Origin of the sequence: Anabaena cylindrica UHCC 0172 (assembly GCF_034931625.1) — a bacterium.
In the GTDB taxonomy this organism is placed as follows: domain Bacteria; phylum Cyanobacteriota; class Cyanobacteriia; order Cyanobacteriales; family Nostocaceae; genus Anabaena; species Anabaena cylindrica_A.
On the sequence record NZ_JAYGGY010000114.1, the window covers coordinates 1 to 26,194 of the forward strand.

Below are 26,194 nucleotides of genomic sequence, written 5' to 3' on the forward strand. Positions count from 1 at the left end.
GTACCCTGCGGGAAGCAAGCTACAGAATGACACTTTTAACCCGTTTTTAGTATATTTTAAAATCTTCTTTCAAACTCAATAACTGCACGACTATCATCAGTGAGATTGGTAGAAGCACGAACACGAAACTCATCATTAATCCGGTAATTAAGACCCCACTGGAAGGGGTCACTAGCTGTTAAAATTTTGATGCTAGAAACGGAAATTTTGGTAGAAATATCAACTCCGGCTTCTAATGCTAATTCTAAAGAAGAGTTGCTTTTACCTGCTTCGGGTCTGTCAGAAATAACTGTAGGAAATAACCGCAGTTCACTTAAACCAAAAACACTACCAATCTGGTTAAATGTACCTTGAAAATTATTAAAAACAGCGGAACCCGCGATATTAATTAAACCCAATGTGCTGTCACCGCGTCCTTGGGTGTCCACAAACCCACCTCCTAAGAGAGCGACAATTTCTGTTTCTGAGCGTGAGGGACTGCTTTTCAGTTCCAAACTATCATTCAGTTGACTAGCAGGGCCTTTGACAGTGGCTTCGACTCGGACAGTTTCTAAAGCTGCTAAACCTGAAGAATTTTGTCTACTGAGGTCATTGCTCTGAATTCCATCTAATATCTTGGCAAAGAGTTTAATATCTAAGTCAGGGTCACGGGGTTGAGATTTCCTAAAAGTTGCGGTATGTTTGTAGCCACGAGCCAAGTTAAATTGGGTAGTAAACAAATTTACGCCACCTTTGGTTAATCTAATAGCTCCTTCAGGTATGGGGTCATTTAAAAAGCCACCAACTTTTAAGTCACCAGATGCTTGGAAGTTGAAAAGAGGTGGACTAGCGATTTGAATATTTTTACCAAGTTTAATTTCTAAATTATTTAATTTTGTGATCCCGTCAGCCTGTGTTTTAAGTTGATTGTTAACGGTGGGATTTGATGAATTAGCAACGCTGTTGGATGTGGTAGCGGTCTTAGATTCTGCTAATAAAACTTGGCCATCAAATAATTCTATATTACCGCCAATAGCTGGTTGTAAAACAGAACCAGTAATCTGTAAATTGCCACTAGCACCACCTTGATATAAACCCTTGAGAGTTAAGGCTAATTTTTCTAGGTTAACGGTGAGGGGATTATCTATTTTTATATCTTGACTGTTGAAAATAGGAATTTGTCCGGCGGCTTCTACTTTACCTTTGCTAAACTGACCTTGGAGGTTTTGTACTAATACTTTATCAAAATCAAATTCTGCTGTTCCCGAAACATTTGTCAGTTTACCTGGTAATGCTTGAGCTACAAAACTGGCATTATTAAGAGCAGCGATGCCTTTAACTAATGGCTGTTGCCTTGTTCCACGTATGGAGAGGTCTATTTCTCCTTCACCGTTCTCGAAAGCGATTTGGTTAGTAAACAAGTTTAACAATGCCAAACCTTCATCTTTGACTTTAATATCTAAATTAATTTGATTGTTGTCTGGTTCTACAGATGCAAAGGGTAATTTATAGGGAATACTACCACTAATATTTACGGGTTCTGGTCCGGCTGCTGATACCAGACTGCCAAAGTTTAAGCGACCATTGGCATAACTGAAACTTGCGGTAGCTGATTCGACTTGTTTCTGATTCAGAGTTCCTTCTGAGACGTTTAATTCTCCTCTAGCTTGAGGATTGGCTACATTACCAGCTAAAGCTGCTGTTGCATTGAGGTTGCCTGTTATTCCTACTGGTAGCTTGACAAAGTTATTTAATACTTGGATTGGAAAATTTCTGACTCGCAATTGACCAGATTGTTCTTCACCACCGATGTTGCCTGTGAAAGCAATCAGCCTTTTTTGGGAGATGACGATGCGTAAAGGTTGTAAGCGCAAAACACCTTTTTCAAAACTACCTTCAGCAATGACTTTTTCGGCACGATAAAAACGATTTGGTTCGGTTTCTCTACCCCAAGTAAAGTTTTCGCCTCGTAAGTTAAAGTCTACTGCGAGTCCGTTAGCTGTGGCGGTATTGATGGCAATTTCTCCGTCAAAAATACCTTTAAAGTCTGTTAAATCGGGTATGGGGTTGGAATCCAGGCGTTTTTGTTCTTGTGCTGCTAGGAGTGCATTAATTTCAGATAAACGCTGAATTTGATTGAATAAAGGTTGATTGGATAATCCTTGGGGGTTGGTTTGTAAATCCGCAGATGTGCCGTAGGTCGGTGCTGCTAAACCCCGTTGGAGGTCTTGGAGTTCAAATATCTGTGCGACTGTGAGGATATCTTGAATATTGCCTTGGTTGATGTTAATTTTTGCTTGTAGTTGGGGGCCTTTGGTGGTTTGTTTAACGGTAGCATCTAAGATGTAGCTACTTTGGCCTGTGGTAAATTTGCTGCTTGTGAGGCTGGCTGTGCCATTGTCGTAGCTGAACTGAGTGCTGAAGGCATCGCCCTTGATTCTACCAATTTGCGGTTGTGCGATCGCTATATTTCCTCTAGCCGCATATGTTTTTTGATTAACTTGCAAGTCTCCTGTTAACAAGCCAGCTAATGCACCGTTACCCACAATATTATTCCCAGGTAAGGTGAAATTTAAGACTTTTAAGGGGAAATTATTGACTTTAACTTGCCAATTATCATCTTTAACTTGACCCGTGGCTGATGCTTGTTGCCATTGCAACAAAAAGGCACTAGGTTGATTATTGGCATTTAATTTAGCAGCTAGTCTGTCCCGTTTACCTGCAACATCTAAACTCAAACCGCCTCCCTGCACCATATTGATGTTACCAGTTAACAGCGGCTCAAAGGCAAATTCTTGAACTTTTAAATTTCGCAAATCCAGCACACCCACAACATTTGGTGAGTTAAGTTTCCCAGTTATTTGTCCCTTAAAATCTAATTTTCCAGCCACATCTACAGCATTAGGAAATTTAAAAGGTAACTGTTGCAAGTCGAAATTCTGAGCTTGCACATTCAGATTTAACTGGGTAATTTCTGGTATGCCCGGTTCTTTTCCATTGGCTAAAATATAACCACTGGCATTTAAATTTTGTGTTCTCGCTTGGGGGATAGTCAGTTGTTGACCATTCCAAGCAAAAGCTGCATTGAGAGGTGAATTAATTGCCCCAATACCTTTACTAAACTGTATCGAACCCGCAGCACGCAGATCAGCTAATTTAGCAGATCCTAAAATGCCAGCAACTTGTAATTCACCAGCAAATTGACCTTGTAATTGTTTATTTAAGCGATTTAATTGCACACCTGAACCAGCAACTAAAGCTTGATAATTACCATTAGCTACCTGGATATTTTTAGCTGTAACTTTCCCACCTGCTAGATTTAATTGTCCTTGACCAGCAGCTTGAATAGTTTGAAGTTGGAAAGATTCAACAGATCCAGCCACATTCAACTGACCGGCTAAAGTACCTTGTAATTCTGGTGGAATTGTGGCTAATTTCTGCAAAGGCACATTTTGAGCTTGAACTTGCGCCTTATAGCGACCATTACTAACTTGAATATTCTTAGCGGTAATTGTGCCATTACCAACCTTTAAACTACCTTCACCAACACCACCAATGGTTTTGAGATTGAAATTTTCGGTATTACCTGCGATGGTAAATTTACCTGCCAAAGGGTTATTTAAAACTGGAAGAGATTGTTTTAATATTTGCCCTAAACGCACATTTTGGGCTATTAATTCGGCAATGAAGTTTTGGTCTTGCAGTTGCAGACGAGAAATAGCAATTCTCCCCCCAGCAATGTCAACACCTGCTCCCTCTGGACGAATATTAGTAAGTTTAAATGGTGCTGAAGTTCCTGATATTGCTAAACGACCATTAAATTTTGCGTCTCCCAAAGAGATGTTTTCTAATTGTTCTTTGTTCAGAAAAGGTGCTAACTTCACACCAGAAGCTTCAGCAACACCTTGCCAACTTTGACTATTATAATTACCATAACCACGGACGACGTTACCGTTAATATTGACAGCAACATCACGGAAAGAAACAGTACGGTCGGAGTTGATAATAGTTTCACCAGTAGCGGCATAGGTAGCTTGTGGTGCTTGCCATTTAACTAGAGTTTGGACATTATTTGTAGCACCGCTGAGGTTAGCTGTAGCTGAGACAGTGCCGACGGATAAATTTGTTTTGAGATCATAAAGTTTAGCGATCGCATCCCCAGGCACATTCTTCGCAGTAAAATTAATGTTTAGTTGTGGTGCCGTACCCAGTTGGATTGTTCCCCCACCCGTAACATCACCCCCTAATGTGGTTTCCCCTTGAATATCCTGGAAGGTAATGAGCGAATCACGAGTAGAAAGCTCAAATTTACTACTAATTTTCTTAAAATCAACTTTATCAATTTGGGCAGTCTTAATATTAGTAACAGTACCCAAAAGCATCGGCTCAGATATATCTCCCAATATCTGTAAATCTGCCTTAAATATTCCACTCACAGGCAAAGGTGACTGAATATCAAGAGTTTCTAAGGCATTGGATACACTCACCGCATTGACACGCCCTGCCAAATTAAAGCCTTTTTTCCCATCAATCACACCTGTAGCCATGACGGGAATTTTGCCATAGTTGCTAACTACATTATCTAGCTTTATTGCCAATCCTTCAAACTTGAGATTTCCCTGACTATTGCTCAATAGTTGCGGTACGCTTGGTATTGCCAGCGTCACTCCTTGCAAAACAGCACTTCCATATAACAAAGTGTCTTGCTCTGGTATCAACTGAATTTGTAAATCACCGTTTACCCGACCTGCTTGTAAACGCAGTGGTAAATTAATTAACCGAGTAATATCTGCGGCCAGTAAATCTTCCGCTTTGAGCTTTAATTTACCTTCTAAAGTTGCTTGAGCGCGGAGATCCCCCTGAAGGTAAATATTTCCCCCACTCTCTGCCTTTCCTGCCAACTCAAACTTAATCAGTTTGTTATTTTCTACAAGTTGGGCAGTTCCATTTAACCCTGAAAAGACCACAGGAACTGGAGGACGGCGCTTGCGGATTGGGGACTGGGGATTGGGTGGGGATTGAGGCGATTGAGAACTGGGGATTATTGGTAAATTGATATTTCCCCCCTGCGCCCTGCTCCCTGCTCTCTGCCCCCTATTTCTCCTGCTGCGTCTGTTTCCTGCTCTTTCCTGTCCTACTAAAACCAACTTGGCATTGCGAAACCGTAGTTTATCTAAATCTGTTTTAATCAACCCCTCTTTACCTGCGGGGGCTATAGTAGTGCTAATCCAGCGTTCTTGGCTATCCTGTTGAATGTAAACCTCTGGGTTAATTAAAGTCACATCCAGTTTCAAATTGCGGTTAACAACCAACTGCCAAGGATCAAAACCTACATCTACTGCTTCTATAGTTGCCTGATCTGAATCTGTCGGTGTTGCAGGGATAGCTGAAGCGTCAAACCTGATTCCTGTTAGAGAAAATTCTTTTACTTGTCCCAATTTGACTGGACGGTTGAGAGTAGTGGTAAGATTCTTTTCGGCCAATGGTGCTAACTCTTTTTGGATAAAATCCCGCAGTCGCCAAACACCGCCGACAATTAAGAGTAGCAAAAATGCTCCTACCGCAATGCCACCACGACTCAATATCATCAGCCATAAACGTTTACGGCTCTTGCTTGGGGTATGAAAATCTTGATTAGAAGAGTTAGACATTGGTTTTGAGTCTTTAACTGCCGGATGTAGTTGGCACAATTTTATTAATAAGTAGCACAATATTTAAATCAGGACTTATGCAACTGGCTTGCTTTATAATAGGATGCTTCAGATGTCGAAAATCTGTTGACAATAACCAATTTATAGGCTTGACACACTCTACAAGAGACATTGAGTGTGACACGTAGCTTTAGTCCTAATAAATATGCCACTCGTATCATATTCGTTAAAATACTTATCATATCTGTTTAGGCTGGTAATGGGTAATTGGCAAAGGTATTGATCCAATAAACTAGGTTTATTATAAGTAATTATCCCAACTTGATATTACAGCGATCAGTCATCAGTGTCCTCTGTTACTTGTAACCTATTCCCTATAACCTGTTCACTGATTTAATAGAAATATATTAGAACTTAACTCAAAGGATGGATGATGCGTGTTTTTGTACTAATTTTTAACGCTGGCACTGATAATGAAGGGATTCACTCGATTCGGGTTGGTAATCGTAACAAAATTATGATGTTCGAGTCAGAAGATGATGCCACACGTTTTGCTTTAATGTTAGAAGCTCAAGATTTCCCCACACCAACAATTGAAGTTATGGATGCTGAGGATATTAAGGAGTTCTGTGAAGGTGCTGGGTTTGACTGGGAAGTTGTGCCAGAAAACGGCGATTTAATCATGCCTCCAGAGTTAAATGTGGAAGAAACTGATTGGCAACTCGAAGACGAAACACAGGATACTGATGATTCCTTTCGTCCGGGTGCAGTGGCTGAAACAGAACAGGAAATACCTGATTCTGAGCTAGAGAGGATTCGTCGCAAACTCGAAGGGTTATTGTAATTAATCATTGCAAACAGGGAATAGAGAACAGGGAATAGGGAATAGGGAAGACAATTTATCTTTTTTTGCCTATTCCCAATGACCAATTACAACTGACATACAAAAAATGACAAACTTGCAGGAACGTGGGCATCTTCTAACGGAACAGGTAAATCCCAACAGTCTGAATTTAGACCAACTCAATTCTCTGGAATTGGTGGAATTATTTAATAACGAAGACCAAAAAGCTGTAGAAGCAGTTGCTACGGCTAAAGTTGAGTTAGCAGAGGCGATTGAACGCACGGCGGAGCGGTTGCATCAGGGTGGACGTTTATTTTACATCGGAGCGGGTACTAGTGGGCGATTAGGGGTGTTGGATGCGGCTGAGTGTCCACCTACTTTCTGCACACCTCCAGAGTTGGTACAGGGCATTATTGCTGGTGGTGCGGGGGCGCTATTGCGTAGTTCTGAGGGTTTAGAAGACTTGGTTGAAGATGGTGAAAGTGCGATCGCTCAACGTCAAATTACTCAACTCGATGTAGTTGTCGGTATCACCGCTGGGGGAACGACTCCCTATGTGCAAGGTGCTTTAAAAGCTGCTCGTCAACGAGGGGCTTTAACTGTTTTTATTGCCTGTGTTCCTGCTGAACAAGTTTATTTTGATGCTGATATTGACATTCGCTTGTTAACAGGCCCAGAAATCTTAGCCGGTTCAACTCGCTTGAAAGCTGGTACTGCAACCAAACTGGCTTTAAATATGCTTTCTACCGGGGTGATGGTGAAGCTAGGTAAAGTGTATGGCAATCGGATGGTGGATGTTGCGGTTACAAATCAAAAATTACGCGATCGCGCTTTAAGAATTTTACAAGACCTAACCGGTTTAAGTCGAGAAGCAGCAGGTTTTTTATTAGAACGCAGTGGCACAAAAGTTAAACTAGCTTTATTAATGCAGTGGACTGGTTTAGATAAAGTTGCCGGTGAACAACTATTAATTGCACATCAAGGTAATTTGCGTGTTGCCGTTGATAGTTACAAGAAAGAGAAATAGAGATAAATATTAGATCCTCCCAACTATTAAAAAAGGGGGACTAATTTTATCTTTAATTCCTTTATTTATTACAGCCATTTTCATGTAAAGAACCATATTTTTCAAACCCGCCTAGGAATGAATTCCCAGTCTCATAACAAAAGTCATCTAAAGATGACTAAATCAACCGCTAATCTTTTAGTAAACTTTAGTTTACTTTGGCTATTAGCCCTGAAATTCATTTTGGGGCGGATGTGAAAGATGTTATACCTCCTAACTACGCAAACTGCTGTATCTCAATGGTTGACAATTAATTAGCAATGCTAAACCCCAAGCAAAGAAATGCTTACAAGTTGCTTTTTGATAAGGTATCAATCTTTTGAGTAAAGTATGTTTCCTGATATTTGAGTTGTTGTGCTATTGCTAATCCTTTTTGAAAAGCTGCTAATGCTTTTGCATCTTCTTTTTTTTCTAAATGCAATTGTCCTATTTGATCATAAGCTTGCATCAAACCATAAAAATTGGTAGCTAGTGTTTCTGTTTCTACAAGAATTTGACTAGTTTGTAAAGCTTCATCAATTTGATTTTGAGAACGGTAAAGTGTGATTAATTTCTGCAAAGCTTCACTAGCAGTAACGTATTGTTGTAATTCCCAAGCGGTAACATAAGCTTCTTGATATTTGTTAAAGGCTTCTTGTAGTAAATTGGGATTTTCCGGTGTTAAAGATTGGTAATTTTCAGCTATTGCTATTTTTAAGGCAGGAATTTGGGTAAGATTATTTTCGCTAGTGTAAATTTCTGCTAATTGATTTAATGCAGTAATAGCTTGTTGAGGCTGTTTACTTTGCTTATAAATATAAACTAGTTGTTGCAAATACCCTACTTCATTGAGTCTATCACCCTGTCTATTGGCCAAATTTAACAGTTCTTGGTAAGTTGTTGCAGCTTGGGGATAATTAAACCAACTTAGGTGCAATTCCCCAATGGTATTTAGGGTTTCTAGTTCAGCAGTAGTGTTATTTTGCGATCGCACTAATGTTAAAATCTGCTGATAAACTCCTACAGCCAATTTAGGAACACGGATATTTTGGTAAGCTTCACCTAGTGATTGCCATAATTCTAAATCAGTGCTTTTCTGAGTCAGCATCTGTTTTTCAATGACCTGTAACCGTTCAGTAATATACTTGATCTGTTGACGCTCATTTTCTTGCCAAGCGATCGCACCCACCCGTGATAATGCTTCCACTTCAGCTAATGAACCTAAAAAGCGTCGCAACCGCAATTCCCGATTCCAAATATCAAACGCTGTTACCTTATCCCCTCCTTGCAGTGTCGTCGCAGCTTCTTGATTTAATCCATCTAAAGCCGTCTCTAATTTTTGCCGTTCCTCCAGGGTTAATGGCTGTTTTTCTAGAGAACCTCGAATCAGTGGATCAGGTGTGGTAATCTCTAATGGCCCAGGGAGAAACTTATCCAGTTGTTCTGGCTGCTTACTTTCTGCTAGTGTTGCATAACTGCACAGATGCCAGAAAATCATAGTGGTAACAATAAAACTTAAACGCAATAACATCAGCAAATTACCTGTCCTGCTTGAAAGTGTTTAGAGATTTCGCATTACTAACATATTTGACGCATTCCACATTGATAATTATCCTCAAAGTCTATTAAACTTTCTCATAGAATTTTCAGTTATCTTTATCAACTCTTTATAGTGTTATTTTTTATGTCCCCAAACAAAGTACTATAGTGAATATTAATAATTAACATTTTTTAACAGTTAAAACTACAATGCAGGATTTCTATAAACATTTAAATAACTAGATATTTGCTGTTTATCTATATCATCTATTAGTTGTTTCACGTATTTTATCAGCATGAGTAAAATAATTCCTGCCCTCAGCATTCAGAACTTTAGTTGTTATTATGACACTCGAAAAATCATTGAAGACGTGTCAATGGATATTCCCCAAAATAAAATCATAGCAATTATGGGGCCTAGTGGTTGTGGGAAGTCTACTTTTTTGAAATCTCTCAATCGCATGAGTGAATTAGAAGGAGAAGTGCGAGTTGAAGGAAAAGTAGAATTTTTTGGACAAAATATTTATGGTCGTCGTGTCAACTTAACTCGGTTACGTCGTCAAATTAGTATTATTTACGCTAGAGCAAATCTTTTTCCCATGAGCATTTACGATAATGTTGCTTATGGGGTGAAAGTCATCGGATGGCATCCCAAAGTAGAATTAGATGAGATTGTCGAGTTAGCACTCAAATCTGCTAATCTCTGGGAAGAAGTCAAAAATAAACTCTATAAATCTGCTTTAGAATTATCTTTTGGCCAACAACAAAGGTTGTGTATTGCCCGTGCTTTAGCAGTCAAGCCGCAAATTCTCCTGATAGATGAACTGTGTGCTGGACTTGATCCTATGTCTACTATGAAAATTGAAGAACTCATTGAATGTTTGCGTTCTGAATTAACAATTGTCTTTGTCTCTCATAACATCCAACAAGTTGCTCGTTTATCAGATTTCACAGCTTTATTTCACTACAACGAAAATCATTTTGGACAACTACTAGAATTTGCCCCGACAAAGAAACTTGTTACCAATATCAGTGATTACCGTAGTCGTAATTATGTTTCTGCTCGTTTCCGTTGAACTATATTTAGGGCTTGCTGATAGCGTAGCGTATGACTCCTGCTGTATCTTATGTATAGCTGCATATAGGAGCCGATTAAAGGAATGTTGAAGTATCGACTCCAAATATTTGGCTAAGATGATCTGATTAGCTAGAAAGCCTGTACTGGAGGTATTTATTGCTAATTGCCGCTTCTAGCAGCATCTTGCTATGAAAATAAAAATGAACGCGCTAGGAAAAAACTGGCTATAGATTTAGCGTCTACAGGTTGTCCCTCACGAATTGCCATTTCTAGTTCTTCAGGAGTGAAAAATACTATTTCGATATCTTCATCTTCTTCTGGAGGGGGAGGTGTTTCCAGCTTTTCTAAATCTCTAGCCAAGAAAGCATGAATAATTTCATCGGAATAGCCAGGAGCTAGAAAAAACTCTCCTAGTTTATCCCATTTGTGAGCGCGGTATCCTGTTTCTTCCTCAATTTCTCTCTGCATCGTCTCTAAGGGATCTTCATTTGGTTCGAGAGTCCCGGCTGGAAATTCTAACAACCTTCCCTGAACGGCAAAACGATATTGGCGCACAAGAATAAGTCTACCATCTGCGGTAACGGGTAAAGCTAGAGCGCCACCTGGATGACGAATACATTCCCATTCACCTTCAGATTTGTTGGGTAAACGCAAGCGGTTAACTTCAAAATCAAACTTGCGGCCTTTGTGAAACAAACGTTGCTTGAGTAGCTGTGGTAATTCTCTACCTAGTGGCATAGTTAAATTATTTTGTCTGTAGATACACAGAATATATACGGGGCGCTTTAGTTAAATCAGGGTTCTTCCGCCTTGAACGATGGTAATTTTAATTTCCCTTCATTACATAAATGTACATCATAAGTGTCCACTTCTTTAAGTAAATCTTGAATGACAAGCCCAGAGACTGGTTCTATCCAGTTGGGGGCAATTTCTGCTAATGGGACTAATACAAAAGCTCGTTTATGCATCCCAGGATGGGGGATCTGGAGATTTGGCTGGTTTAATATCAAATTGTCATACAACAACAAATCTAAATCTAAGGTTCGTGGACCCCAATGTTGCTGACGCACACGCCCAAATTTTTGTTCAATTGCTAACAAAGTTGCTAATAGCGTTTGAGGTAGCATTTCTACTTGTAATATGGCACAACCATTCAAATAATCTGGTTGAGGCGGTCCGATAGCTTTGGTTCTATACCAACTGGATTTTGCTTCTATGATAATACCTGGGGTTTGAGCTAAAGTCTCTAGAGTTGCGTCTAAAATTTTTTGGGGATCACCCATGTTACTACCCAGAGCGATAGCTACGCTCGCCGCAGGCATCGCACTTTTGCTAGAGATGCTAGGCGATCGCATCCATTTTTTGCCCATACTCATTTGCCGTAAAACTCTCTCCAGATAGCTGGGACTAGATTTGAACCTATATGTCTCGGAGATTTTCAATGGTTTTGATGTTCTGCTGGATTATTAAAAAATACTGTCTTGGTTTTCCAGAAATTAATTGTATTAACAGGTTTGGAAAGAACAATATTTAACACTGAATGAAATTAATTATTTATGAGATATTATACTAACAACAAAGTAGTGTGCCAACCCCAAATCCTTTCATGGTAGTTAGGTGGCAATTACTAAATGAAAATTAACAAATCTAAGTAGCTCTGATAAGGAGAAACTGCTCTTGCCGCTTGGAAATCATCACAAAAACGAGAAGTCCACACATGACAACTTACCAACGACTATGCTGGTGAAGGCGAAGCAGTTACTGAGCCAGATGACGAATAGATCATCTGTGATGGTTGCCAGAATTGGTAGGAGCGATAAACCTTTTTATCGTCGTTTGTGGTTTTGGGCAGGTTTAGGTGTTGGTGGAGGGATTATGGCCTTCAATTATGGGCTGGGAAGAATAGATAGTTCTTTGCCAGATAAAGCCAAACTAAACGCGGTACTGCGAGAGCAAACACTGACGATTAAAGCTGGAGATGGGACTGTTCTCCAACAGCAAGGAGAAGCGACTAGAGAGCAGTTAAAGCTAGAACAAATACCAGATAACTTAAAGAAAGCTTTTATCGCTTCAGAAGACCGAAGATTTGAGCAACATCAAGGGGTAGATGCTCAAGGTATCCTCAGAGCAGTTGTGAATAATGTGCGATCGCAAAATGTGGTAGAAGGTGGTAGTACCATCACCCAACAGGTAGCGCGAATTCTCTTCCTCACCCAAGAACGGACAATCTGGCGCAAACTCAAAGAAGTCCGTCTAGCTCAAAAAATGGAACGAGAATTAACCAAAGATGAGATTTTAGAGCGTTACCTCAATCTAGTTTACTTGGGTTCTGGAGCCTACGGTGTAGGGGATGCTGCCTGGGTGTACTTTAGTAAAACGGTAGATCAACTAACCTTGTCAGAAATGGCAACCATCGCCGGACTAGCCCCTGCTCCCAATGTTTACGCCCCAGATAAAAATCCCAAAGCAGCAATAGAACGGCGAAATCAGGTGTTGCAACGGATGCAGGAAGATCAAGTAATTACCCCAGCCCAGCAACAAACTGCACTGCAAGAACCACTCACAGTTAACAGCAATTTACCCAAGCGCTTTCAAGTCGAGTTCCCCTACTTTACTACCTACGTTCAGCAAGAATTACCCAAGTATATTTCAGCCGATCTGTTAGCAGCAGGAGGATTAGTAGTAGAAACTAGCTTAAACCCAACCTGGCAAAAAGCAGCAGAAGCGGCAGTTGCCAAAACTTTAAAAAATCAAGGTCGCTGGGAAAACTTTAAAGAAGCAGCTTTAGTCGCCATAGATCCCCGTAATGGAGAAATCCAGTCCATGGTGGGTGGAAAAGACTTTGGTAACAACCAGTTTAATCGTGTAACTCAGGCACAGCGTCAACCAGGATCGACATTTAAGGGATTTGTCTACGCTGCTGCGATCGCTACAGGCAAAAATCCCTATGACAGTTACCTAGATGCACCTTTAGTCGTAGATGGTTATGAACCGAAAAACTACAGTGAAAAATTCTACGGCTGGATGAACCTCAGAGATGCCCTCACTCGCTCTATCAACACAATTGCAGTCAAAGTATTAATAGACGTGGGATATGAGCCAACAATTAAACTTGCCCAGGACATGGGCATTAAATCAGAACTTAAGCCTACCTACTCTTTGGCTCTTGGCTCCAATGAAGTTAATCTCCTGGAATTAACAAGTGCTTACGGTTCCTTCGCTACCCAAGGATTACATACAGATGTGCATGGTATTCGTCGCATCCTTAACCGGCAAGGTGAAGTCATCTGGTCTGCTGATTTCCAACCCAAACAATCATTAGATACTGATAGCGCTGCCATTATGACCTGGATGCTACGCAACGTAGTTAGAAATGGTACTGGTGCTGCTGCTCAATTAAATGATAGACAAGTTGCTGGCAAAACTGGCACCTCTGACGAATCTCGTGATTTGTGGTTTATTGGCTACATTCCCCAATTAGTCACAGGGGTTTGGCTTGGTAACGATAATAACCGCCCTACCTATGGTAGCAGTAGTAGCGCTGCCTATACCTGGCATGAATTTATGGAAAAAGCGGTAGAAGGAATGCCAGTAGAAAAATTCCCTGAACGACCTAAATTAGAAGGACGCAAAGCGACGATTAAAGCCCAACCCATAAAACCGAAAAAAATTATCAATCGCTCCATCTCTGATCGTGATGAAAAATCAGATAATACCGGCAACAATAATTCATCAAGTAGACGCAGAAGCAGGAATAACCAAGTAGAAGAGCAACAATCAAACTATACCCCAAGACGTAGAAGACGTTACAAACAACAAGAGGAAGATACCACATCGAGAAAGCAGCGCTCTCAAGAATCAAGTGGTAATTCTTCTTCAGGATCATCTCGTTCACGACGGCGAAATAGCGGCTCTGAGTCGGGTTCTTCCCGTTCCTCCGCACCCGCAAGCCCTAAAGGTTCTTGGCGGGAGAGGCTCAAACCTAGTTCATCTGCTGAATAATTAGCAAAAAAAAATTGGCAAGGCGGGAGAAAAATATATTGATTTTTCTCCCGAACCATATTGTTTTTTATCTCTCAAATCTCAAGTGTTTCAACCTACTGGGGGATGTAGGTGATACGCTCGTTTTATACTTTGTTAAGAAGTGCAACCTACATTAGGATAATTTACTCATGAATTTATTACTTCAAACAGCAGCGCCAGCCGCAGCCGAAGCACATTTTCCATTAGCTTTTACATTGGTGTATGTAGTAGGTTTTATTGCTGCTATCACCATTGGTTCAATTGCTTGGTACAACTCGAAACGTCCCGCCGGTTGGGAAAGCAAAGATCGTCCTGATTTTGTACCCAAAGTTGATAAAGAATAACAGGAGGCAAGGCGCAGGTGAGAAGAGTTTTCCCCCTTCGCCCTGCTCCCTTTCCTCTTAAGAGTCCCCTAATTTTGAACATCAACCCAACGACGGTAAAGCTTTTGAATTTGTTTAAGTAGTGGGGTGTAAACTGGTTGCGTGGATTCCTGCGACTTGCTTAGTTCCTGCAATGTAGTTAGCAGCTTGGCTTCTTCAATTGCTACTTCACCGTCGCTGTAAATCAAGCCACTAATGGCTTCAATCAGATTTTCGCAATCTTCCAAGCTAGGGCGATCGCCTAAATACTCACTTACCCACTGGTAGCACTCTTTTGGCTGTACGGGAACTAATTCATACAGCCAAGGCTTAATCTCTGGATCATTAGCCAAGCCTTTAGCCTGAGCTATTTCGCGCAGATATTGCCGTTCTTCCGGTTGGATTCTGCCATCAATCCAAGCGGCTCCAATCAGGATTTTAACTAAGTTTTTGACATGAGAATTATTAACCATCGCTGCCTCCTCTAGTAGATTCGGACCTCCACCAAATCGTACAATCGTTAGCAGTATTCACTCGGAATTATTGGTTTTTCTTAAGCGCACCATAAAAAAGCCATCCATTTCCTGTTGATGAGGCCAAACTTTGAGCCAGCCTGGCGGTGTAATATAGGTAGCAGTTAAATCCTGACGGGGAGGCTCAATTTGCCAATGAGGATGATCAGCTAAAAACCGGGAAATTACTTCTTCATTCTCAGCAGGATGTAATGTACAGGTTGCATAAACCAATACCCCGTTATCCTTGACAAAATTTGAGGTGTGTGATAGTAAATTTGTTTGCAGCAGGGAAAGTTGCTGAATAGATTCTGGTGTTTGTCGCCAACGCGCATCAGCATGACGATGCATAGTTCCCAAACCGGAGCAAGGGGCATCTAGTAATAGACGGTCAGCTTGATTATAAAATTGGGGTGAATTGCAACTATCACCAGTGTAGATTTCAATAGATTGTAAATTCAACCGTCGAGCATTGTCTTGGAGTTTGCGAAGACGAGAAGCCGTCTTGTCACACGCCCAAATCTTGCCCTTATCTCCCATTAATTCAGCGCTATGGGTTGTTTTACCTCCTGGTGCAGCACAAGCATCAATCACCACTTCACCCGGTTGAGGATCTAGTAAATGACCAACTAATTGAGCGCTACTATCTTGAATAGTCCACCAACCTTCACGGAATCCAGGTAAATTTTGAATTAGACCATTACTACCAATTAATCGTAAAGCTTGGGGTAAATGGGGAATAGGTTTGACTAGAACACCAGCAGATTTAAAAGCTGATTCTACCTCTTCTAAGGAACTGCGAAGGATGTTTACACGCAAGTCAATATTTGGAGTTTGATTCATCCATGCACAGAGTTTTTCTGTTTCTGCAAAACCTAATTGTGCTAACCAGACTTCTATGATCCAATCAGGAAAACTGTATAAAATACCCAATCGTTCCACTGGATTTTCGGGTAATTTTAACGGTTCTGGTGTTTTTTCTGCAAGCCGCAAATACTGGCGTAACAGACCATTTACAAAACCAGTTAAACCAGGTAGACCGTTTTCTTTTGCTAATTCAACGGTGGTATTGACAGCAGCAGAAGCAGGAATTTTTTCTTGATAACGCAGTTGATAAAAGCCGATATGTAAGATTGTGCGGATATCTGGTGGTTGTTGCCGGGCTTTTTTTGTGGCGATTTGGTCAATGAGAGTATCTAGGGTGCGTTGTCTTCTGACACAGCCATAGACTAATTCTGTCGTTAAACGGTGATCCCTACGGAGCGCTTCGCTATCCGGTAATTTAAACTTTGGTAGCGCTCGGTCTAAAGCAACATCAGTATAAGCACCTTTATGAACCTCTTTTAAGGCGATAAAAGCTAATTGACGGGGGTTGGTCATCGAATTAGTTAATAATAACTATAATTATGCACTTTATGCACTCAGGCTGAATTAAAAAAACATCAGTCACTATATTGCCAAACTTTGGATTTTTGGTAGTTCATGACTGATGAAGAATTAGAAGCATTCAGGAGTCAGGAGTCAGGAAGAAGAAGAAGAAGAAAGAAGAATATTTTTCTCTTCTGTTCCCTGCTATATCAAATATCCTGAATCCTTACGTTTAATTATCGGGTGGTATAGATATATATTGCCGTTTATTTTTCATGTTCTTGTTGATGATTAATGGTATTATTGTCTACTTCCAATAACCGTGACATAAACACATCTGGTTTTCTGCTAATCACAGATACAACTTTATCAATAGCGACTACTTCGCTAATTTTCACGACCATTTCCCATAAAGTATCTTCTTCTGTCTCCTTGTTATGAGTTCTGTGTTTAAACCACAACAAGTCATCACAAACCCTCATAATTTTTGTGAAATACCACTTATCTCGTATTAGTAACCATATTTCTTGCTCTATGTAGGTTTGTAGAATAGATTTCATAATAGATTAGATAATGAAAAGTTATTGGGCTACATATTATGCTGCTATTAAAGAATGGCACAATAGTAAATGTACGACAGAATAGATATATTTTGATACTTGAATTAGTGATATCTCAAAACTTTTGCCATCTTGTACTAGACTAAATATTTATTGTCACCAATTGGGAAACAGCCGTTGCTAAAGCATTTGGTTCTACTGGTTTGGATATGTGCATTTGAAAACCTGCGGCAATTGCCTGTTATTGGTCAAATTCTCCAGCAGATGCTGTTAGTGCGAAGGGTTTTATTATAATTAATCCTCAATCACCATAAAACAGACGCAAGAGCCATAATAAATTAATTCTCAACCAACTGTTTTGCAAATTTTATCGCTTCTTCTACGGTGGAAACTTTACCCTCAGCTTGGGCTATAGCAATTTCACTCAAGATTTTTCCTATAAGTGGTGAAGCTGGAATATTTAGTGCTATGATCACTTCTTTGCCACTCACTAACGGTGAGGGGTGAGCTACCAAATCATCAGGGTTTAGGTAATGGTTGATTAAGGGTGTATAGACCGATAGCGGGTTATCGCCGGATATCGCCGATACTAAAATATCATCTGCTAAGGCTAATGCAGTTGTACTAGTAAATACAACTCCTACGTCCTGAAACAAAAAATACTGTTCTCGTAGGGACAGATTGACTACTTTGAACTTTGGGAACAGTCTCAGGGCGGTTATTATAGCACGAATTTCTGCACGGCTATAGGTTAGTTCCTGTAGTTCTGTTTCTGCGATTTCAGGATTTGGGTGGAGAAGACAAGCCAGTTTGGCAATACCTAACCAAGTAGTTTTGACTGTATCACGAATATAGTTTTGTAGTTCTGCTCCTAATTGTTGCCAGTTTTGGGAAATTAAAGCTGCTGCTTTATCAACTGCGGCTAATTTTAATAAGCTTTCACGGGTGGCATTTTTGAAGAATGTAGCTAGTAAACCGTCCTCCCATGCACTGGTTAGCCAAGGTGTACCTTGAGGATTTGCTAACAAATAACCTATTTCTACCCGGACTCGTTCGGCTGCAACTTTATTGATATCTGCTGCTAAGGTGCGAATAGTGGTTTGGGTAGCTGGTTCGATGATAAACCCAAGTTGGGCTGCTTGACGATATGCCCGCATTAACCGCAAAGGATCGTCTTGAAGATTTTGGGGTGATATCATGCGTAAGACACCTGCTGTTATGTCTGCACAGCCGTGGAGAGGATCAATTATTTCTTGGGTATGGGGATGATAGGCGATCGCATTAATTGTAAAATCTCTTCTATGCAAATCGGTAATTAAACTATCTCCCTCCTGCTGGGCAAAATCGGCTGTAGCATGGGGAAACACGACACGGGCAATTTTTCTTTCTGCGTCGAGTAAAACAAAACCAGCTTGATAATGACGTGCGATCGCACTGGCAACTTTTACCGCATCATCTGGGATAATAAAATCTAAATCTAAATATTCCCGACTTCTGCCCAAAATCGCATCCCGCACCGCACCACCAACCATATAAGCATCTTGTGGTAAAAATTCCAGACTAAAAGGCCAATTTTCGGCAGCTAAAATAGAAATTGTTAAATCGTGCATTTTAATAAAAATCAACCTAGTAACTAATGCTGAATATTTTTGCCTAAGCTACATTAACTATAAAGCTTCCTGGAGTTGGTTCTATTATGTGTATTTGCGTGAATTGCCACTATGTAGACCGCTGTTTAACCTACAATGCCGTAGAAGCACAGCACCAACAGCCTCACTTGACCGAAACCCCAGATTTTGATCCTAATGAACCTTCCATTAATGTCAATATTCGCACAAAAGACGAAATAATTGAAATGGAATGGGATGTTGTCGGTTGTCTCAGTTTTAAACAAGAAATGGGTAAATGGGCTAAATTGCGTCCCGGTGAATTAATACCAACGTGAATTTTAGATTTTGGATTTGGACAGCTTTCAACTTTGCAGAGGCGTTTCATGCAGCGGAAACTTCCCTCATGGTAACGTCTCCATAACATATTTAAAGTTTCGTTTTGTATTTTGTGTATTTTAAAGTGGTAGAATTGTAAATTGTTAATTTCGCCAAAATTAACTTTTTCATATTCTCAAAATCTATATTTACTTTGACAACTCAACTAGCACATCTCCCCACCACAAAATACGCTTTAGCACTGCATACAACTACGCCTGAATTAGGATTGGTAATTAGTAACTTTGCTGACGATACCCGTGCTAATGTTTGGAATTTAGGACGTGATGTATCCAGTTTCATACATCAATATTTAATCGACTTAATTAACCCCCAAACCTGGACAGATTTGGCCTTTATTGGCGTTGCTAAAGGGCCTGGTGGTTTTACAGGCAGTCGTATTGGGGTTGTTACTGCTCGCACTTTAGGACAACAGTTAGAAATTCCCGTGTTTGCAGTTTCCACTTTAGCCGCTGTAGCTTGGACAGAATTGAAGAAAAATCAACAATCAAGAAATGTTATAGCGGTGGAAATGCCAGCACAACGAGGGCAAGTTTTCGCGGCTATTTATCAACCTACTGCTGATGATTTGGGAATCACTGCTTTATTACCAGACACAGTATTCACACCTGAAGCATGGCAGGAAACCTTAGCAAATTGGCAGACTGAATATCAACTGATTAAAGCCACATCTAGTTTAGCTGCAACTGTTACAAGTATTTTAGAATTAGCTTATTTAGATTGGCAACAAGGTAAACGTCCTAATTGGTCAGAGGCTTTACCCTATTATGGGCAGCATCCTGTAGATGTATAGCAATTCTATTTCAGAATATCCTAAGAAGTGCGATGCCTTCGCTGGTGGTTTTTTAGCCCAAGCCATAGCACGGGAGTTAATTAAATTTATCCCTGGTTTCGGCAGCGTAATTGCTGCATCTTGGGCAGCTGCTTATACATGGTCTTTAGGTGAAGCTGCTTGTGTGTATTTTGGTGATTTAATGGGTGGCAAAAAACCTGATCCTCAGAAGATTCAAGCAGTCATGCAAGAGGCTTTTGAAGGTGCTAAAGAACGGTTTAAGGGAATGAAAAGTTAGGAGTTGAAACATCTGAGATTTCAGTTATCCATTAACAATTTCAGTTAGTGCTTCATGAATGATATCATCACTCACTCCACTGCTGTCTAGACGTTCTAAATCTGCTCTCATTCCCTGTCCAACGTATGCACGAATTAATGGTTGATAACCAGAAAAACCAAGTATAGGTGCAAGTTTTTTCAAGTCTTCTATCACATCTTCTGGCATTCTTAGAGTTACGGTAGTCATGGGACGATTTTTGTCTAAGCGTTGTTTTAATGTTTCAATCTTCATAATATTCTCGCTCCTTACGCGTAGCTTTACAGGCTGAAATAATTCTGATTACATCATCCTCAAATTCTATGTGAACTACAAATAAAAGATTCCAACGGGTATCTAAGCCAATAATGGCATCCCTGGCTTCATCATTGCGACTAGCATCTACTACTTTGAGGAATGGATCGAAAAATGCCTCTGCTGCTTGTTGAAATGTTATGCCATTGTGCTTACTGGAGTTATTTCTAGCTTTTTCATCGTTCCAGACGAAGGTAATACTATTTAAAACAAAGTAAGTAGGTAGACACAATAAAAACGATATATGTTTAGTTTTGTAACAACGGTGAAATAAACTATTTGTAACGTATTTACTGGAGTTTACATTTCGTCACATACCTTCAAATTTTTTTGTTTACCTACTTAGACATCCATAAAATAAATGATAGAATACTGTATTTACGATGTCAATACGCCATGCTATTTTTTGATAATCTTCAGAAAAATAATCTATGGTATACAGCTTGAGCTAAGATGATTTTATGAGTAATTTAGAAAGTATTACAATTCATCAATTTAGAGGACTTCGAGATTTAGAACTAAAGGATCTCGGACGTATTAACTTGCTTGTTGGTATTAACAACTCCGGTAAAACCAGTGTTTTGGAAGCATTGGAGATTTATTGTCATCCATTAGATATTAGAGCATGGTTGAGTACCGCACTTCAAAGAGAACAAGAAAGTAGAATATCACGTACTCGTCCTATAGACGCGCTACAATGGTTATTCAAGCATAATTCTAATGATACAAATGAAGAAATTCATAAACCTACTATTTTAATTGCTAGTCAAGGTGCTTATGCAGTTAACAAATTACAAGCCAGTTATGAAAATATAGAAGAAATATTATTATCTTCAAGTCAGAAAAAAAATAATCTTGCTGAAACCAATGATGATGAAATAGATAATGATGATGTACCAGGACTGAGAAAAGGCATTGATTTAAAAATAGAAGTTTTCTTTAGAGAACATCAGTTAAATTTGTTTAGTACAGGTGATTTTGTTGAAAGTTTTCAACTATGGGAAGATGAATCATTATCTAGATTATCTAGAAAGAGAGAACCTAATCTCAATACATCTGTAGTAACGCCATCATCTCATCGATCAGAAATGGGACAATTTCGACTACTATCAGAGGCAACATTACAAAATTTTAAATCAGATGTAATTCAACTATTAAAACAAATTGATCCCAATATTTATGATATCGAAATTTTATTATCTCCAGAATCTATCAGTTCTCGATTTAATATTTATATTCAACATGAAAAACTGGGACTTGCACCAGTTAGCACTTTTGGGGATGGTATACGTCGTTTATTACATATCGCTTTGAAACTTGCCAGTGTTAAAGGTGGCATTCTTTTAATTGATGAATTAGAGTCAACAATTCACACAGAAGCTCTACAAAGTTCTTTTCAATGGCTTGTTAAATGGTGTACAGAAATGGATGTTCAATTATTTGCAACTACCCATAGTCTTGAAGCTGTTGATGCTTTACTAGAAGCTACTGAATCTGATTCAGATTTAGTGCTTTATCGTTTAGAGCCGAAGGAAGATAAAACAAGAGTAATCAGACATGACGGACATAGATTAAGACGCTTAAGAGAAGAATTAGGTCAGGAGGTACGTTGGTGAATCGGGAATATGTTTTAATTGGTGTTGAAGGTAATCATGATCAGGCTTTCATATCTAAGGTTTTGTGCAAATTATTAGGCTTTTCTGAATTTAAGGGAGATGAATTAAATCTAGATCGTTTTTGGCGAAAATTTATCCCTACTTATCCTAAAGGGGGAAATTTATATAAAAGACTTGATATGCCTACAATTTTGGACACAAAAACTTTATCAATCGCTTTATATGCAGGTGAAGGAAGTAATTTCATTACTAATTTGAGTGATAAATTATCTGATATTGATTATTCTACTCTTTTAGCTTTTGGTATCATAGCTGATGCTGACAAAAATAGACCTGAACAAGTTGCAGAAAAATATCATAATGGCTTTAAGGAATATTTTCCTAATTTTCCCACCACAGTTACCACAATTGGTAATGTCATAGAAGGTTTACCAAGATTAGGAATTTACGTATTACCAGATAATTTTCAACCAGGAGTTTTAGATACTCTGATATGTGATTGTGGAGATTTAGTTTATCCTGAATATATGCAAAGAGCAAGAGAATATATAGCTAAATTTTCTGAAGAAGAGAGAAAGAAAAAGCCTTTGCAATGGAAACCTTTTGATCAAGAAAAGGCTATTATTGCCACAGTCGTAAGTGTTCTGAAGCCTGGTAAAACTAATCAAACAAGTATTAGTGATAATGGTTGGGTTAGTGCTGAAACAGAAGCTAAAATTCCAGCAATTAATAACTTAACTAATTTTTTTAGGAACTTGTTAAATTTAAAAACTGAATAATACCCCATAATTTTACACTCTCTCCCGCGCAGGTGGCACAATTTTAAACCTATTCAAACCCTGATCAATATCTCGCAAAACCTGAAAATCATCCTCCGGTAAAGGATAACTATTACTATTAACTAAACCCCCACTGGGATATTTTTCCAAAAAAGAAAATGCTTTTCTAAATTGCTGCGGTTCGGCTTTAATTGGTGCATCAAAATGACAGGGAATTATCCATTGAAAATCCCATTGTGCTACTTTATTAGCCCAATTTATTGTTTCCTGGGGTGCGCGATTTAATATTAAACTCTGTAAAACTGGGGCTACAAATATCCGTCCATCTCCTCTTAACGCTTCATAAGACCTTTCCCAGTCTTGTCGCCATTGGAAGGGGAAAAACCCGAAATATGCTTTTCTTGTGCGTTCTGGAGCTTGCTGGGCATCTAGAAATACATCTTTCAACTTGGGTACATCTAAGACGCTGGGTTGGAAGTACAAAGCAAATAGAGTAATGCGTTGCCATCCTTTGCGGCGATTGGCTTGGGTATCAGCTACGATGTCATAAGCTTTGTCTTTTGCGTGATACAACAACGGGTAGGGGTCGAGTTGGACGATCGCAGGTGGTTCTGCTGGTACTGAAACTATGGTATCTGTAAGTAATAAGGTGCGCGATCGCTTGTGGAAAAAAGCCACCTCTGCAAACTTACCAGGTCCCAAGTTAATTGCTCCCAATATCGCATAATCAAAATCATCTGCAAAAGGCGCTTCCTGGCTATTTTTCGGCAATATTTGAGTGCGTTTACCAGGTAAACCCAACCAACTCAAAGGCAAATTTAGCGGAAAACTCCACTGTTCAGGTGCAACAAAAACCTGTGCATTAGGAAAGCATCTCGCAAATGGTCCGACAAATACTTTATGTTCTATACCTGAGATAGTTGGCAAAATAATATACTTAACTTCACCGTGTTCTGCTACCAACTCATTCACTAATCGGATACATTCTTTAGTTGGTGCGACAGGTGCATAAACTAGCAAACCGCCATTTTCTAACTTTACTACCGTCATGCGAATTGGCACAACCACATAGAACACCCCCTGCATTTGGTCAAAAGTCCAAATGGTATCCTTTATCACCGTCCTGCGGATAGTGCGACGTTTACCGTAAGGATAAAGGGGGACAACAGGCCAGAATTTCCATAAATAGTCCTGGGGGTTGACGTTTTCTACATTGATTGTACCTTCACCTTGAGTCACTTTGTGAACCTCTCCCAATACTTGATGCTCAAATTTTGATTTGCACTCTTGAATTTGGAGTTTAGCAAATTATGTAACTAATAATTTAATTTTGTCATAAATGAAGATACGATGATAATAAAGCAGATGGAGAACTGCTATGAATGTAACTACTGTCAAATGGACTATTAAAGATTATCATCAAATCATTGCCACTGGCATTTTAGCAGAGCGTAATGTTGAGTTAATTAATGGGGAAATAGTAGAAATGGCTCCCGAAGGAGAATATCATGCTTATTCTAGTGATGAAGCAGGAGAATATTTAATTTATTTACTTGGACAAAGGGCAAAAGTTCGTCAAGCTAAACCAATTACTATCCCAGAAACTAATTCAGAACCAGAACCAGATATCTCTATTGTTCAACGTTTAGGAAAAGATTATCGAGAACATCATCCTTATCCAGAAAATATATTTTGGGTAATTGAATATTCAAATTCTAGTTTAACTAAAGATTTGGAAGTTAAAACTAAAGTTTATGCAACCGCAGGTATTCCCGAATATTGGATAATTAATTTGCGGACTATGGAATTGATTGTTTTTCGAGTTCCTACTGATACTGGTTATCAAAGTAGAGCAATTTTCAAAGATGGTGAAATTCGTTCTTTGACTTTTCCTGATGTGAGTATTTCTGTTGAGAGGTTATTGGGAGTGTGATAACAATTTCAACTCATACTAAATGAGAATTTAAGTTTAAATATTCCACTAGAGTTTAACCTCTGTGTAATAAGATTTACTACTTCAGTATAAGACATATCATCTTTTGTTCCAAATGGAATATCTGTTTTCCACTTTCCATTTAAAGTTATGCTAATTTTACCAGATGGTAAAGATTTTCCTAACTTACCTTTGAAACATCCTTCATTTTGATTAAGTGAAAGTTTGGTGAAATCTGACAAATATTCTTCCAGTAATAACCAAAATGCCTTATCTACGGTTGCTTCTAGATACAAAGGATGTAGAAAGGATTTAACGTATACTGTCATGGTTCTATCTGAGTTATTATCAACATAGTTATTGTCAATTGGTATTTTTTCCAGATATTTGTTAACCTGATAACAATTTATATCAATTCCTCTTTCTGTTAATAAATTTTGAAGGTATATTTTCTTAGCTGCGAGGTTAACAAGTCGAGAAGATAAGCTATTATTATCCTCTGCTGGAGGTTTTGATTCTGTTGGTAATGTTTGCAATTTACTTAGATTTAAGTCTTCGTTAAATAATAATTTAATTACATCTCCTTTGTAGATGGTTAATCTTTTTAATGCTTGATTATCAAATTTATCAAAATGATCCACTGCTGGAGAATTTTTGTTAGGAGAATATACAGAAATTCCTAACTCATTAATTTTACAAGTATCTTTTAAGATATTAAGAGTATTTTCATTAAATACCCTAATATCTATTCCTGCTATTTGTGTAAAATCATAACCTTGAATTTTTTCTATAACTTCTTGATGAACCATAGAAACTTCTATTGCAAAACCATTAACTAAAAGTCTTCTAGTTAAAAATCTACCGTATCTTTCATACCGTTTAGTATCTGGATGGAGTGACCAATTATTTGCATAATTAAGACGCTTTTTAAAGACATTTCTCAGAAATGTAAATAGTGTTTTTTGTTTTTCAATTTTAAACTCTTCTAAATTTATACAAATATGTATTACACTAAGAGGTAAGACTGATTTTTGAATCCTTCTATCACTACTAAAAGATTGACATTTTACCACAAAATTAGGATCATCTTTCCGTGGTGGTTCGATACCCAATATAAAACTATATGGTGCAATAATAGTTAAAGTTTCTAGTAAAAGTGTTTCAGTAGGACGTAATTTTTTGTTTTTAACTATTGTTCCATTCAATTGTGGATTATATTGCTCAATACGTTGCTTTTCAATTATATCTAGTTGAGTTTCATTAACTAACTCATAATAAATAGTAAAAACCTTTTTTCTTTGTTTTTCTAATTGATAAATTCGATGGTGACTGTTTCCAGACCAACGACTGCGTAAACTTTTTGCTTGTCCTATATACCAAATAATTGATTGATCATCAATAACATAGTATATTCCTGATTTTTTGGGTAGAATTTCTCTTTTTTTTAAAGGTAGGTTAGGTAATTGAAAAATGAAGCCGTCTCTATTCATATTTAT

The 26,194-nt window shown here is 38.8% G+C and carries 22 protein-coding genes and 1 pseudogene; 11 read left to right on the forward strand and 12 right to left on the reverse strand.

Annotated features, from left to right (window positions below):
• Positions 1 to 56: 56 nt before the first annotated feature.
• Positions 57 to 5,630, reverse strand: a complete 5,574-nt coding sequence (locus tag VB713_RS25180) for a translocation/assembly module TamB domain-containing protein (RefSeq protein WP_323314230.1) — start codon at positions 5,628 to 5,630, stop codon at positions 57 to 59.
• Positions 5,631 to 6,063: 433 nt separating this feature from the next.
• On the opposite strand from VB713_RS25180, the gene VB713_RS25185 reads away from it, so the two are divergent.
• Together VB713_RS25185 and murQ are read left to right on the forward strand one after the other, a co-directional pair.
• Complete coding sequence (locus VB713_RS25185; RefSeq protein WP_323314256.1) at positions 6,064 to 6,474, forward strand: DUF3110 domain-containing protein; 411 nt, start codon at positions 6,064 to 6,066, stop codon at positions 6,472 to 6,474.
• 106 nt (positions 6,475 to 6,580) lie between these two features.
• The gene (murQ, locus tag VB713_RS25190) at positions 6,581 to 7,501 is read left to right on the forward strand and encodes an N-acetylmuramic acid 6-phosphate etherase (RefSeq protein WP_323314231.1); all 921 of its coding nucleotides are present in this window, start codon (positions 6,581 to 6,583) and stop codon (positions 7,499 to 7,501) included.
• Positions 7,502 to 7,826: 325 nt separating this feature from the next.
• On the opposite strand, the gene VB713_RS25195 is transcribed toward murQ, so the two are convergent.
• Positions 7,827 to 9,050, reverse strand: coding sequence for a hypothetical protein (locus VB713_RS25195; protein WP_323314232.1), 1,224 nt, complete (start codon positions 9,048 to 9,050; stop codon positions 7,827 to 7,829).
• 304 nt (positions 9,051 to 9,354) lie between these two features.
• Between VB713_RS25195 and VB713_RS25200 the strand changes: the two genes are divergently transcribed.
• The gene (locus tag VB713_RS25200) at positions 9,355 to 10,134 is read left to right on the forward strand and encodes a phosphate ABC transporter ATP-binding protein (protein WP_323314233.1); all 780 of its coding nucleotides are present in this window, start codon (positions 9,355 to 9,357) and stop codon (positions 10,132 to 10,134) included.
• Positions 10,135 to 10,322: 188 nt separating this feature from the next.
• Here VB713_RS25200 and VB713_RS25205 read toward each other — a convergent pair whose 3' ends face one another.
• Both VB713_RS25205 and folK read right to left on the reverse strand, forming a co-directional pair.
• Positions 10,323 to 10,874, reverse strand: coding sequence for an NUDIX hydrolase (locus VB713_RS25205; RefSeq protein ID WP_323314234.1), 552 nt, complete (start codon positions 10,872 to 10,874; stop codon positions 10,323 to 10,325).
• 56 nt (positions 10,875 to 10,930) lie between these two features.
• On the reverse strand, positions 10,931 to 11,491 hold the full coding sequence (gene folK / locus VB713_RS25210) for a 2-amino-4-hydroxy-6-hydroxymethyldihydropteridine diphosphokinase (protein WP_323314257.1): 561 nt from the start codon (positions 11,489 to 11,491) through the stop codon (positions 10,931 to 10,933).
• A gap of 382 nt (positions 11,492 to 11,873) precedes the next feature.
• Here folK and VB713_RS25215 point away from each other — a divergent pair, with 382 nt between their 5' ends.
• Entirely contained in the window at positions 11,874 to 14,138 is a 2,265-nt protein-coding gene (locus VB713_RS25215; RefSeq protein WP_323314258.1) for a penicillin-binding protein 1A, read from the forward strand.
• Positions 14,139 to 14,308: 170 nt separating this feature from the next.
• On the forward strand, positions 14,309 to 14,503 hold the full coding sequence (gene psb35 / locus VB713_RS25220) for a photosystem II assembly protein Psb35 (protein ID WP_323314235.1): 195 nt from the start codon (positions 14,309 to 14,311) through the stop codon (positions 14,501 to 14,503).
• A 68-nt stretch (positions 14,504 to 14,571) separates the two neighbouring features.
• On the opposite strand, the gene VB713_RS25225 is transcribed toward psb35, so the two are convergent.
• The 4 genes from VB713_RS25225 to VB713_RS25240 form a co-directional block, all read right to left on the reverse strand.
• The gene (locus VB713_RS25225; RefSeq protein WP_323314236.1) at positions 14,572 to 14,994 is read right to left on the reverse strand and encodes a TerB family tellurite resistance protein; all 423 of its coding nucleotides are present in this window, start codon (positions 14,992 to 14,994) and stop codon (positions 14,572 to 14,574) included.
• 57 nt (positions 14,995 to 15,051) lie between these two features.
• Positions 15,052 to 16,413 carry a 16S rRNA (cytosine(967)-C(5))-methyltransferase gene (locus tag VB713_RS25230; protein WP_323314237.1) on the reverse strand — a complete coding sequence of 454 codons (1,362 nt, stop codon included), beginning with the start codon at positions 16,411 to 16,413 and terminating at the stop codon, positions 15,052 to 15,054.
• A gap of 254 nt (positions 16,414 to 16,667) precedes the next feature.
• The gene (locus tag VB713_RS25235; RefSeq protein WP_323314238.1) at positions 16,668 to 16,961 is read right to left on the reverse strand and encodes a hypothetical protein; all 294 of its coding nucleotides are present in this window, start codon (positions 16,959 to 16,961) and stop codon (positions 16,668 to 16,670) included.
• Between the two features lie 338 nt (positions 16,962 to 17,299).
• Entirely contained in the window at positions 17,300 to 18,571 is a 1,272-nt protein-coding gene (locus VB713_RS25240) for a CCA tRNA nucleotidyltransferase (RefSeq protein WP_323314239.1), read from the reverse strand.
• 86 nt (positions 18,572 to 18,657) lie between these two features.
• On the opposite strand from VB713_RS25240, the gene VB713_RS25245 reads away from it, so the two are divergent.
• From VB713_RS25245 to VB713_RS25255, 3 genes and pseudogenes are all read left to right on the forward strand, one after another.
• The gene (locus tag VB713_RS25245; protein ID WP_323314240.1) at positions 18,658 to 18,906 is read left to right on the forward strand and encodes a Ycf34 family protein; all 249 of its coding nucleotides are present in this window, start codon (positions 18,658 to 18,660) and stop codon (positions 18,904 to 18,906) included.
• A 194-nt stretch (positions 18,907 to 19,100) separates the two neighbouring features.
• Positions 19,101 to 19,760 carry a tRNA (adenosine(37)-N6)-threonylcarbamoyltransferase complex dimerization subunit type 1 TsaB gene (tsaB, locus tag VB713_RS25250; protein ID WP_323314241.1) on the forward strand — a complete coding sequence of 220 codons (660 nt, stop codon included), beginning with the start codon at positions 19,101 to 19,103 and terminating at the stop codon, positions 19,758 to 19,760.
• A 34-nt stretch (positions 19,761 to 19,794) separates the two neighbouring features.
• Positions 19,795 to 20,037 (forward strand): annotated as a pseudogene (locus tag VB713_RS25255) (hypothetical protein); the annotation flags it as partial.
• Between the two features lie 24 nt (positions 20,038 to 20,061).
• Here the strand turns inward: VB713_RS25255 and VB713_RS25260 are convergent.
• Both VB713_RS25260 and VB713_RS25265 read right to left on the reverse strand, forming a co-directional pair.
• Positions 20,062 to 20,310 carry a hypothetical protein gene (locus VB713_RS25260; RefSeq protein WP_323314242.1) on the reverse strand — a complete coding sequence of 83 codons (249 nt, stop codon included), beginning with the start codon at positions 20,308 to 20,310 and terminating at the stop codon, positions 20,062 to 20,064.
• The gene (locus tag VB713_RS25265; protein ID WP_323314243.1) at positions 20,300 to 20,602 is read right to left on the reverse strand and encodes a BrnT family toxin; all 303 of its coding nucleotides are present in this window, start codon (positions 20,600 to 20,602) and stop codon (positions 20,300 to 20,302) included. Before VB713_RS25265 ends, VB713_RS25260 begins: the two co-directional genes overlap by 11 nt.
• Positions 20,603 to 20,831: 229 nt before the next feature.
• Here VB713_RS25265 and VB713_RS25270 point away from each other — a divergent pair, with 229 nt between their 5' ends.
• Both VB713_RS25270 and VB713_RS25275 read left to right on the forward strand, forming a co-directional pair.
• Positions 20,832 to 21,986, forward strand: coding sequence for an AAA family ATPase (locus VB713_RS25270; protein WP_323314244.1), 1,155 nt, complete (start codon positions 20,832 to 20,834; stop codon positions 21,984 to 21,986).
• Positions 21,983 to 22,765, forward strand: a complete 783-nt coding sequence (locus VB713_RS25275) for a DUF3226 domain-containing protein (protein ID WP_323314245.1) — start codon at positions 21,983 to 21,985, stop codon at positions 22,763 to 22,765. The genes VB713_RS25270 and VB713_RS25275 overlap by 4 nt, the downstream gene beginning before the upstream one ends.
• 12 nt (positions 22,766 to 22,777) lie before the next feature.
• Here the strand turns inward: VB713_RS25275 and VB713_RS25280 are convergent, their stop codons facing one another.
• Positions 22,778 to 24,004 (reverse strand): DUF4336 domain-containing protein, encoded by a 1,227-nt coding sequence (locus VB713_RS25280; RefSeq protein ID WP_323314246.1) that lies wholly within the window; start codon positions 24,002 to 24,004, stop codon positions 22,778 to 22,780.
• A 139-nt stretch (positions 24,005 to 24,143) separates the two neighbouring features.
• Here VB713_RS25280 and VB713_RS25285 point away from each other — a divergent pair, with 139 nt between their 5' ends.
• Complete coding sequence (locus VB713_RS25285) at positions 24,144 to 24,698, forward strand: Uma2 family endonuclease (RefSeq protein WP_323314247.1); 555 nt, start codon at positions 24,144 to 24,146, stop codon at positions 24,696 to 24,698.
• Between the two features lie 8 nt (positions 24,699 to 24,706).
• On the opposite strand, the gene VB713_RS25290 is transcribed toward VB713_RS25285, so the two are convergent.
• Complete coding sequence (locus VB713_RS25290; RefSeq protein WP_323314248.1) at positions 24,707 to 26,188, reverse strand: hypothetical protein; 1,482 nt, start codon at positions 26,186 to 26,188, stop codon at positions 24,707 to 24,709.
• Positions 26,189 to 26,194: the final 6 nt, after the last annotated feature.